Source organism: Gemmiger formicilis, assembly GCF_018784445.1.
GTDB lineage: Bacteria > Bacillota > Clostridia > Oscillospirales > Ruminococcaceae > Gemmiger.
On sequence record NZ_WQOH01000015.1, the window covers coordinates 66,571 to 76,487 of the forward strand.

Genomic DNA, 9,917 nt, shown 5'->3' on the forward strand with positions numbered 1-9,917 from the left:
GAGAGAAGGCTTTGGGGTTACTTTTTACTGATTCTCGCCTTCGCCGGCTCGTAATACTTATCCAGCGTCTCGGCGTCGCAGCGATCCAGCGCATTGCGCGGCAGGGTCGCCAGCAGCTCCCAGCCGAGGTCAAGCGTCTGCTCCATCGTGCGGTCGGTGTTGCCCTGACCGATGAACTCCTGCTCGAACGCACGGCCAAAGGCCATCAGCTGCTTGTCGCTCTGGGACAGTTCTTCCTCGCCGATGACGCTTGCCAGCGCCTTGGCGTCCTGCACCTTGGCGTAACAGGCAAACAGCTGGTTGGACAGCGTGACGTGATCCTCACGCGTGTAGCCCGCACCGATGCCGTCCTTCATCAGACGGGACAGGCTGGGCAGCACAGAAACCGGCGGATACAGGCCGATGGCATCCATGCCGCGGTCCAGCACGATCTGGCCCTCGGTGATGTAGCCGGTCAGGTCGGGGATGGGGTGCGTGATATCGTCGCCAGGCATCGTCAGGATCGGAATCTGCGTCACAGAACCCTTGCTGCCCTTGATGATACCGGCGCGCTCGTACAGGCTCGCCAGGTCAGAATACAGGTAGCCGGGGAAGCCTTTTCGGCCGGGAATCTCGCCCTTGGAGGACGAGAACTCGCGCAGGGCCTCGCAGTAGCTTGTCATATCGGTCAGGATGACCAGGACGTTCTTGCCCAGATCAAAGGCCAGATACTCGGCCACAGTCAGCGCAGCGCGCGGGGTGATGATACGCTCGATGATGGGGTCGTTTGCCAGGTTCAGCAGCATGACAACGCGCTCCATCGCACCGCAGCTCTCGAAGCTCTCACGGAAGTACGAGGCAACGTCGTTCTTGACGCCCATGGCGGCAAAGACGATGGCAAAGTCCGAACCGTCGGCCACGCTGGCCTGCTTGACGATCTGGACAGCCAGCTCGTTATGCTTCATGCCGGAGCCGGAGAAGATCGGCAGCTTCTGGCCGCGAATCAGCGTGGCAAGGCAGTCGATGGACGAGATACCGGTGTGGATGTAGTTGCGGGGGTAAACGCGGCTGACCGGGTTGATGGGCGCGCCGTTGACGTCGCGGCGGGCCACCGGGTAGATATCGCCCAAGCCGTCAATGGGGCGGCCCAGGCCGTCCAGCACGCGGCCCAGCAGTTCGGGGCTCAAATCCATCATCATCGGGTGGCCGGTCATAACCGTGCGGTTGTTGACCAGGCTCAGACCGCGGGTCCCCTCGAACACCTGGATAACGCAGCGGTCGCCGTCCACACGGACAACACGACCCACGCGGGTGGAGCCGTCGTCGAGGTGCAGCTCGACCATTTCATCATACTGCACGCCCTTGACGTCGTCCAGCACGACCAGACTGCCGTTGATTTGGGAAAGTCCGATATGTTCCAGAATCATGTTATTCCCTCCTCATCAGCCCTGGGCCACGGCGGCCAGCTTGGTATCGATGGCTTTTTGCAGCTCGTCCAGCTTGGTAAAGTCGTCGTTGGGCACGGTATATTTCATCTGCACCAGCTCGTCAAACAGGCCGGTAGCCAGCAGACGGCTGACCGGCACCTGCTTGGCGACGAGCGCGGCGCACTTGTCGTACAGATACAAAATGGTTTCCATCATCTTCAGCTGCTTTTCCAGCGGGACATAGGTATCCACGGCGTGGAAAGCGTTCTGCTGCAAGAAGCCTACGCGGATAACGCGGGCGATCTCGATGGTCAATTTCTGGTCGTCGGGCAGCACGTCCGAGCCGATTAGCTTGACGATCTGCATGAGGTTGTTCTCCTGCAAAAGCAGGTTGGCGATGCGCTCACGGCAGGACATGAAGTCGTGGCCGACATTATCATAGTACCAGCCGCCGAGGTCACCCAAATACTCGCTGTAGGAGTCGTTCCAGTTGATGGCCGGGTAGTGGCGGGCATAGGCCAGGGACTTATCCAGCGCCCAGAAGCAGCGGGTGAAGCGCTTGGTGTTCTGGGTGACAGGCTCGGAGAAGTCGTTGCCCTGCGGGCTGACTGCACCGATGACCGAGACGGAGCCTTCTGCGCCGTTCAGCGTCTTGACATAACCGGCGCGCTCGTAGAACTCGGCCAGGCGGCTGGGCAGGTACGCAGGATAGCCCTCATCGGCGGGCATTTCCTCCAGACGGCCGCTGATCTCACGCAGAGCCTCGGCCCAGCGGGAGGTGGAGTCAGCCATCATGGCGGCGTGGTAGCCCATGTCGCGGTAATACTCGGCCAGCGTAATGCCGGTGTAGATGGACGCCTCACGCGCAGCAACAGGCATGTTGGACGTGTTGGCAATCAGCACGGTACGATCCATCAGGCTCTTGCCAGTGCGGGGGTCGACCAGTTCGCTGAACTCCTGCAAGGCCTGGGTCATCTCGTTGCCGCGTTCGCCGCAGCCGACATAGATGATGATATCGGCATCGCACCACTTTGCGATCTGGTGCTGGGTCATCGTTTTGCCGGTGCCGAAGCCGCCGGGGATGGCCGCCGCACCGCCCTTGGCCAGCGGGAACATCGTATCAATGACGCGCTGGCCGGTGATCAGCGGCCGGGGCGAGGTCATGCGCTCGGCCGACGGACGCGGGGTGCGGATGGGCCACTTCTGACACAAGGTCAGCGTGTGTTCCTTGCCCTTGGCGTCGGTCAGCTTTACAATGGGTGAATGGACGGTGTAGCTGCCGTTAGCGGCGACCCAGGTCACGGTGCCGGAAATCGTCGGCGGCACCATACAGCGGTGCTGGATGGCGGGCGTCTCCGGGCAGGTAGCGTAGATTTGGCCGGGGGTCAGGGTGTCCCCTGCCTTGACGGTCACGGTCACGTCCCACTTGGCGCTCTCGTCCAAGGACGGCTCATGGGCACCGCGCTCGATAAAGCTGCCCATGTGCTGCTCAATGGCGGGCAGCGGGCGCTGGATACCGTCATAGATGTTGCGCAGGATGCCAGGGCCGAGGGTGACGGACAGCGGGCCGCCCGTGCTCTCGACAGGCTCGCCTGCTTTCAGGCCGCCGGTCTCCTCATAGACCTGGATCGTGGTTTCCTTGTCGTTCATGCGGATGACCTCGCCCACAAGGCGGGCGTTGCCCACATAGACCATTTCCATCATTTCCAGGTCGGTTTTGCCCTTGATGGTGACAACGGGGCCGTTGATGCTGTAAATTTTATTTTCCATGGCTTTGCCCCTCAAATGTTGATTTCCAGCCCGGCGTTCTGCAAGAACCATTCGTGCTGGGCGTTCAGGCGTGCTGCCAGCGTGTCGTCGGCAACCAAGCCTTTGGCGGCGTTTGCGCCTTTCAGACCGCCGAGTTCAATGCTTTCATCGGCGGTAAACGTCGTGCCGACGGGCAGCTTGACGTTTTGCAGCAGCGGCAGATCCGCCGGGCGGGCGGCGATATTCGCATTCTCGCCCAGGGCTTCCGCCAGCGCGGCAGCCTCGTTTTGCAGCCAGGCGGCGTATTTGTCGCTGGCGGCAAAGGCGGCCAGCTGGCTGCGTGCCTCGGCAAAGGTCTCGTCGGCAATCTTCTGGCGCTGGTCAGCCAGCGTGGCGCGGGCGGCCATGCGGGCAGCGCTCAAATCGCGGTTAGCGCGGGTGCGGGCACGCTCGGTCTCAAAGCGCAGGGTGCGCTCCACACGGGCGTTTTCGGCCTTGCGGGTAGCATCCAGCTGGCCGGAAATTTCCCGCTCGGTCTCCTCGCGGATAGCGGCGCAGGCGGCCTCGCCTTCCGCGCGGATGGACTCCAGAAAGCGCTCGGCGCGGGTATCTAATTCGTTCATGGTCACACCTCTCAAATCTTCACGCCGATGGCCTCGCGGATATAGCGGGTCAGGCGGTCCTTACCGGCAGCACCGCCGCCGGTGGAAGGCACGGTGATGAGCAGCGGCCCACCGGCAGCGCGGGCACTGTCCAGCGTGGCTGTGTAAGTCTCGGCGATCTTCTCGGTGACGAGCAGCACGGCAATGTCCGGCTGGTTGGCGGCATCCGCCAGCGCGTGCCGCAGGTCGGCCTCGCTGCGGGCTACGGTGCCCTCAATGCCCGCCAGACGCAGGCCGTTCATGGCGTCTGAGTTGTCGCTGATGAGAAAGAACCGCATAGCATTACACCAGCTTAGACAGGATCATGATGGAGATAACCAGGCCGTACAGGGCGATGGACTCACCCAAAGCGACGAAGATCAGGCTCTTGCCGAAGGTCTTTTCGTTCTCGCTGTTGGCAGCGATAGCAGCAGGTGCAGCGGAGGCAACGGCCATGCCGCCGCCGATACCGGCCAGGCCGGTTGCCAAAGCAGCAGCCACCAGGCCGATGCTCAAAGAGCTGTTGTGGTCGTTGTCGGTGTTGACAGTCTCGGACGCAGTCGTGGCAGCGGTGGTGTCGGTGGCGGCATCATCGGCGGCAAAGACGCCCAGTGCGCCGCAGCAGGTCACAGCGGCCACGATCAGGATGGTAACGAACAGTTTGCTGAACTTGGTTTTCATAATGGAACCCTCCGTAAATTTTTATTGTATCCGCGCCTTTTTGTCAGGCGCTTTTGTAGGGGCCGGGCATACCCGGCCCGCGGCTTCGATTCTATCGACCGGTTGTGGGTTGGTTGCGGGCCGGACATGTCCGGCCCCTACCTCGCGTCCTCTTACGCTTTCTCTTTCTTTAGGTCAAACGCCACGAACTTGCGGCCGCCGCCCTTGTAGCAGCGGCTGAACATCTCGTAGAACTCCAAACGGATGCCCTGGATGGCGGACAGCAGCGCTTCCAGACAGATAACCACCAGGTTGCCCAGGATGACCACGACGATATTGTTCGGCGTACCGGCCAGCGTAAAGACGACCATCATCATGCTGGCGTGGACAATGACGAACGCGCCCACACGCAGGAAGGAAATGGTGTTGGACAGGTAGCTCAGCACTGTTTCCAGCAGTTCGAACACGCTCTGCATCAAGTAGTTGCCCATGCCGCCTGCGGGCTGCCAGGGCTTGCCTTCGACCATCGGGGCCAGCAACTCTGCAAACAGCAGCAGCACCAAACCGACCACCAGACCGATGATTGCCACGACCTGCGGCATAAACGTGACCGCGCCCATGTAAGCGCTTGCCAGGTCAACACCGCACAGGTAGGTGACGACACCAACCAGGCCGTTGGGCGAGAAGATGAACTCGCCCCACTCCTTGTGACGGGCGTGGGTGTACATATTCAGCGCCATGGCCGCCAGCACCAGCACAATGCCGATGTAGACAGCCACCATCAGGATGCCGGTGATGGAATCCATGACCGAAACGGGCTTGCCTGCCATGCCAATGGCATGGTAGAGCGGGTCGAGGGCCTCCTCGTAGCCAAAGAGAGAACCGTAGACCAGGCCAAAGATCGTGCTCGAAATGCCGCAGGGGATCATCAGATGGAACAGGTCATTGTGCTTGACCTTCCACATAAAGGTGCTGAACAGCGCCAGCACAATGCCCTGCCCGACATCGCCAAACATCATGCCGAACAGCACGGTGAATGTGATCGCTACAAAGCCGGTGACATCTGTCTCGCCGTAGGCGGGCAGACCGTACATTTCGACGAAAAACTCAAAAGGGCGGCTCCACCAGGGGTTTTTCAGCTTGGTGGGGGGCGTCATCTTGCCGGCGGATTCCGGCCCATCGACCGTGACGCGCAGCCCCTTGACGGCGCGGGCCTTACCCGCGACCTCGTCCACCTCCGACGCCGGGACCCAGCCGACGCAGAAGAAGTGTTGGCCCTTGACCGCCGCCATCCGGCGCAGGTCGTACACAGCGGCGTAGTAGCAGGCCGTGTCGTACAACAGCTGAACCTTCTCGGCGTTCTTCTGCCACAGGGTGGCAATGCGGCCGTTGACATCGTCCACGCTCTTGTTGACGACATCAAGGTTTTCTTTAAAGTGCTCGATGATCTCGGCGGGCGAACCGGCCGCGCCGGGCACATGCACCGGCTCAAAGTACAGCATCGAGAAGATACCGTCGGTTTCCAGCGCTTTCTCCCGCGGGGTCATGTAGACGCCCCAGTAACCGGCCTTCGTCTGGTTGCAGGGGGTGAACAGGATATACGGATCATCGCCGTAGTTGTTCATCAGCTTGTTGTAGCCCTCGGCGGGCAGGAAGCCGAAACGCACCTTGACGTGGGCGCAGTCCAGCAGGTCATCGACGTTGACCTTCAGGCCGGTAAAGTGGCTGTACTGCTCGATGCCGTCCTCGCAGAGCTTTTTCTGGTCCAGCAGGATCTTACGCTCAGCGCAGAGCTCGTCGATTTGTTCGAGCAGATCGCTTAAATAGCTGCGGCCCTCGGCGTCCACCGGGTCGCTGTGCTGCTGCCCCTTGTGCAGCTCTATGTTGGCCTCCTGGGCCATGGTCTCGATCTGGTCGCGGATCGCTGTGTGGGGGTTTTCTTCATTCAGAGCGCCGTACCCCAGCGATTCCGACATATATCTGGTGGCAGGTTCCAAGTCAAAGCGGCCGTCCATGCAGCACGAGCCGATAAACTCGTTCAGCTGCGGCATCGTGCCCTGTACCCGCACCAGTTTCATCTTTTCAACCAATCAGTTCACACTCCTTCAAACTGTCTTACACCCGTGTGGTGCGGCGGCCAGAGGACTGGCCGCCCTACGGTATCGTACCTCGGGTGTAGGGCGGTCAGTCCCCTGACCGCCGCGGCGTGTTGCCGTCACCGACAGTGTAAAACTCAATCGTTCTCATCAAATCCCACCAGCAGCGACTGGACTTCCTCGGGCGGCAGCTTGTAATGCACGCCCTCGATGATGTGATCCAAGTCCTGCACCTCGCACTGGGCCAGCCAGACGTAACACAGCATAACCAGCGTTGGGTCGGTGGAAAACCGCAGCCACTTTTTGCACCAGTCGCAGCGGTAGTGGAAGAAGCCTTCCTTCAGCACGCTGTACTCGTGGTGGCCCAGCAGCGGGCCATACTTTGTCTTGGCGAACCGCGCCTTGAAGTCGGCCAGGTCGCGTGCGGCGAGCAGGTACCCCCACTCGTCGTTCGTCATAGCCGTGCAGTCGCGGCGGGCGTTGGAACGCACCACCGAATCCGGTGCGCCAATACGGATGAGCCGCGCTGCGTTAGAGACAGCGGACGTATCGCATTCCAGCTCCACCAAATCGCGCAGGTTCGGCGCGGCGCTCGTACCTTTCTTGGCCGGGGCCAGCGCCACAAGGGCTTTGTGGCGGCGGTCCTGCAAAAGCGGCTCGGCCTGGGCAGTCAGGCCCCGGTCCGGCTTGGCGGCTTTCATCGGTTCCAGGACTTTTTCCCACGGCGTGTCGGCCACAGCGGCCAGGATGCCGTCCAGGCTCGTGGCTTTAGCCAGCGCGTAGAGGTCGATGCAGCAGCGCTGCTGCATGAACTCCGGCAGGCGGAAGAGGTAATCGCCAGGGCGGCCTGCATCCAGGCAGCGCATGGCGGCGGTCAGCTCATCGACCTCGCAGCAAAGGGTGAAGTACTCGTACACCTTGCTGCCCGCGCTGCGGTCATAGCGGCAAAGGCTGTCGTACCGGGCGTACAGGCCCTGGCGCAGCAGGTTTTCCAGCTGGGCGCGGCGGGCGTACTGGGGGTTGACCTCGGCCAGGGCGTCGGCGTACAGCGGGTATTCCTTCAAGGCCGCGGCAAGCTCAGTCATCGTGCGGCAGCCCATCAGGCGGCGGTAATCGTCGGCACGCAGCCTGCGGCCATACAGGGCGCGGGCCTTGGCCAGTACGGCGTTGCCGGAAGCCGCACTCGCCTTCATCATTGTGCGGCCTCCCCGCCCAGGGTGCGCTGTACAAGCTCGGCACACCATTGTGCTTGTTTCGCCTTTGCGGCGGCGGTCATGGTCTCGGCAGCCTGCCGGCGCTGCTGCTCCAGTGCCGCCAGCGCGGCGGCGTTACCGTCGGCCGCGGCCTTGGCTGCGGCTGCACACTCGGTTTTTTCGCGGGCGTCACACTCCGCGATGATTTTCTGTTTCTGCTCGTCCAGGGCCGCCAACCGGGCGGTACGCTCGGTCTTGGCCTTCTCGCTGGCCTTGCGCTGGGCGGCGTCCATCTCCAAAATGGCCTGCATCAGGTCGTTGACATCTTTCATGCAATGCACCTCACTCTTTGGGAGCTTTACCTGAACCAATCAGCGTTTCCCTTCCCTTGCATTCTCTGCACCCGGAAGTAGTTCCTATATGTAAATAGGTAAACCAACTTTTTCAGGTTCAGCCGTAATTATAGCACTATGACCAAATATGGCAAGTGGTTTTTGTGCAGTTTTATTTGTACAAAAATGGGTTTGTGTTTTTCCTGTCGATGTTTTGCGAAATCGATCTCACTGCTTTTTCATGGCGGCCAGTCCTTTGCCGAACACAAACCGCACCAGCGGGCCTGCGCCGCACAGCTGCCACAGGAACGCGGTGGGATAGTTCATCGCCGTGGTCTGCACCCACATGGCAAAAAAGTTTGCGTTGTGGCTGTCCTTGAAGAACAGCGTGGCGAAAAAGCTCATCAACGGGCACATCATCCAGGCCGACAGGCAGGAGATGGCCGCTACCAGAAACACCTGCTTATCCTTGCCGGGGGTGAACCAACCCATGGCGATGCGCATGGCCGCGGGGCCGACCAGGAACGTATCCAGCAGGAAGCCGATGACGCCCATAATGGGCAGCTCGCTGAGGGCAGCGGCGAAGATGAAATTCTGCATCCCACCCACATCCAGTGCGATATTATAGCAGACCATTCCGTAGACCATAACACAGACCATCATGACGGTGTAGACGATTTCCTGTTTCTTTGTTTGCGGCATTGTAATTACTCCTCATATGTACGTTATTTTCTCCAAAACAAAAACAGCCGTAGGGTGTCGCTCAACTCGTTGCGACACCCTGCGGCTGTTGTCTCACTGCGTTGGAAAGTGGAGCCAGTATACCGCAAATTTTCCGCTTATGTAATACCCCTGCACAAATTTCTGCACTTTGTATAAAATATTTCTCCGTTTTGCCGCGTCACTTTGGTACAAAACGCCGCAACTGTCGCCGCAAACTTTACATGGATGGCGCGGCGCGCTATAATGGGCAATGGTTGGAGGGGCGGCCAATGCCCGCCCCTGCACGCGCAATCACATAGAGGGGTCGAAAAATCATGTCACATTCACTATTGCATCACCGCGGGCAGATGTCCGAGGCATTCCGCACGGTCATGTTTCTGTCCGCATCGGGCGGGTTACAGGACGCCTACACCTACATCGGGCGCGGCAAGGTGTTTGCCAACGCCCAGACCGGCAACATCGTCCTGATGAGCCAAAGCCTGTTCGAGGGCGATTTTGCACGGTTCGCCCACTATTTCATCCCGGTGCTGGCCTTTGCGCTGGGCGTGGCGGCGGCTGAGTGTATCCGCCTGCGCTGGCGCGAGGCCAAGCGTATGCACTGGCGGCAGCTTGTGCTGCTGACCGAGATTGCGCTGCTGTTCGTGGTGGGCTTCTTCCCCGCCGCGTGGGATATCGGTGCCAACGCATTGGTATCCTTTTCCTGCGCCATGCAGGTACAGGCGTTCCGCAAGGTACACGGCTACCCGTTTGCCAGTACCATGTGCATCGGCAACCTGCGCAGCGGTATGGATTCGCTGGTTGGTTTTGGGCATACCCGCGACAAAAAGCTGTTGTGGAAGGGTCTGCACTATTTCGGCGTGATTTTCGTGTTTGCACTGGGTGCAGGCATCGGCACACAGTGCGTCGGCATTTTCGGCGAGAAAACGATCTGGCTTTCCTGCGCACTGCTGCTGGTGAGCTTGTGCTTTATGTTTATCAAAGAGGATCTGCCGGAGATCGAAGAAGAGTTGGAAAAATAAGCAAGCCCCATCCGATTTTGAACAGCACCCCATTTGTTAGACAGTATGATATACTATCTAACAAGTGGGGTGTTTTGCTATGCCAAAAGGAGTACCAA

At 60.2% G+C, this 9,917-nt stretch carries 10 protein-coding genes; 1 reads left to right on the top strand and 9 read right to left on the bottom strand.

Features of this window, described 5'->3' with window-relative positions; translation table 11 throughout:
• Window positions 1–17: 17 nt before the first annotated feature.
• The 9 genes from GPK89_RS07120 to GPK89_RS07160 all read right to left on the bottom strand — a co-directional run bounded on the left by GPK89_RS07120 (window position 18) and on the right by GPK89_RS07160 (window position 8,779).
• A complete protein-coding gene (locus GPK89_RS07120; RefSeq protein ID WP_215692196.1) occupies window positions 18–1,406 on the bottom strand; it encodes a V-type ATP synthase subunit B in 1,389 nt (462 codons plus the stop codon).
• A 15-nt stretch (window positions 1,407–1,421) separates the two neighbouring features.
• The gene (locus GPK89_RS07125) at window positions 1,422–3,176 is read right to left on the bottom strand and encodes a V-type ATP synthase subunit A (protein ID WP_215692197.1); all 1,755 of its coding nucleotides are present in this window, start codon (window positions 3,174–3,176) and stop codon (window positions 1,422–1,424) included.
• 11 nt (window positions 3,177–3,187) lie between these two features.
• Window positions 3,188–3,778 (bottom strand): V-type ATP synthase subunit E family protein, encoded by a 591-nt coding sequence (locus GPK89_RS07130; RefSeq protein WP_215692198.1) that lies wholly within the window; start codon window positions 3,776–3,778, stop codon window positions 3,188–3,190.
• An 11-nt stretch (window positions 3,779–3,789) separates the two neighbouring features.
• Window positions 3,790–4,095, bottom strand: a complete 306-nt coding sequence (locus GPK89_RS07135) for a V-type ATP synthase subunit F (RefSeq protein ID WP_215692199.1) — start codon at window positions 4,093–4,095, stop codon at window positions 3,790–3,792.
• A 4-nt stretch (window positions 4,096–4,099) separates the two neighbouring features.
• The gene (locus tag GPK89_RS07140; RefSeq protein ID WP_215692200.1) at window positions 4,100–4,477 is read right to left on the bottom strand and encodes an ATP synthase subunit C; all 378 of its coding nucleotides are present in this window, start codon (window positions 4,475–4,477) and stop codon (window positions 4,100–4,102) included.
• A gap of 152 nt (window positions 4,478–4,629) precedes the next feature.
• Window positions 4,630–6,546, bottom strand: coding sequence for a V-type ATP synthase subunit I (locus tag GPK89_RS07145; protein WP_215692201.1), 1,917 nt, complete (start codon window positions 6,544–6,546; stop codon window positions 4,630–4,632).
• Between the two features lie 143 nt (window positions 6,547–6,689).
• Window positions 6,690–7,748: a V0D/AC39 family V-type ATPase subunit gene (locus tag GPK89_RS07150; RefSeq protein WP_215692202.1), complete on the bottom strand. Its 1,059-nt coding sequence runs from the start codon at window positions 7,746–7,748 to the stop codon at window positions 6,690–6,692.
• A complete protein-coding gene (locus tag GPK89_RS07155; RefSeq protein ID WP_215692203.1) occupies window positions 7,745–8,077 on the bottom strand; it encodes a hypothetical protein in 333 nt (110 codons plus the stop codon). The genes GPK89_RS07150 and GPK89_RS07155 overlap by 4 nt, the downstream gene beginning before the upstream one ends.
• 228 nt (window positions 8,078–8,305) lie before the next feature.
• Window positions 8,306–8,779 carry a DUF2798 domain-containing protein gene (locus GPK89_RS07160; RefSeq protein ID WP_215692204.1) on the bottom strand — a complete coding sequence of 158 codons (474 nt, stop codon included), beginning with the start codon at window positions 8,777–8,779 and terminating at the stop codon, window positions 8,306–8,308.
• Window positions 8,780–9,114: 335 nt separating this feature from the next.
• On the opposite strand from GPK89_RS07160, the gene GPK89_RS07165 reads away from it, so the two are divergent.
• Window positions 9,115–9,819 carry a YoaK family protein gene (locus tag GPK89_RS07165; protein ID WP_252261542.1) on the top strand — a complete coding sequence of 235 codons (705 nt, stop codon included), beginning with the start codon at window positions 9,115–9,117 and terminating at the stop codon, window positions 9,817–9,819.
• The last annotated feature ends 98 nt before the right edge of the window (window positions 9,820–9,917 follow it).

Coding starts and splice junctions, on each gene's coding strand:
- GPK89_RS07120 (WP_215692196.1), bottom strand. CDS start 1,406: ATGATTCTGGAACATATCGGACTTTCCCAAATCAACGGCAGTCTGGTC.
- GPK89_RS07125 (WP_215692197.1), bottom strand. CDS start 3,176: ATGGAAAATAAAATTTACAGCATCAACGGCCCCGTTGTCACCATCAAG.
- GPK89_RS07130 (WP_215692198.1), bottom strand. CDS start 3,778: ATGAACGAATTAGATACCCGCGCCGAGCGCTTTCTGGAGTCCATCCGC.
- GPK89_RS07135 (WP_215692199.1), bottom strand. CDS start 4,095: ATGCGGTTCTTTCTCATCAGCGACAACTCAGACGCCATGAACGGCCTG.
- GPK89_RS07140 (WP_215692200.1), bottom strand. CDS start 4,477: ATGAAAACCAAGTTCAGCAAACTGTTCGTTACCATCCTGATCGTGGCC.
- GPK89_RS07150 (WP_215692202.1), bottom strand. CDS start 7,748: ATGATGAAGGCGAGTGCGGCTTCCGGCAACGCCGTACTGGCCAAGGCC.
- GPK89_RS07155 (WP_215692203.1), bottom strand. CDS start 8,077: ATGAAAGATGTCAACGACCTGATGCAGGCCATTTTGGAGATGGACGCC.
- GPK89_RS07160 (WP_215692204.1), bottom strand. CDS start 8,779: ATGCCGCAAACAAAGAAACAGGAAATCGTCTACACCGTCATGATGGTC.
- GPK89_RS07165 (WP_252261542.1), top strand. CDS start 9,115: ATGTCACATTCACTATTGCATCACCGCGGGCAGATGTCCGAGGCATTC.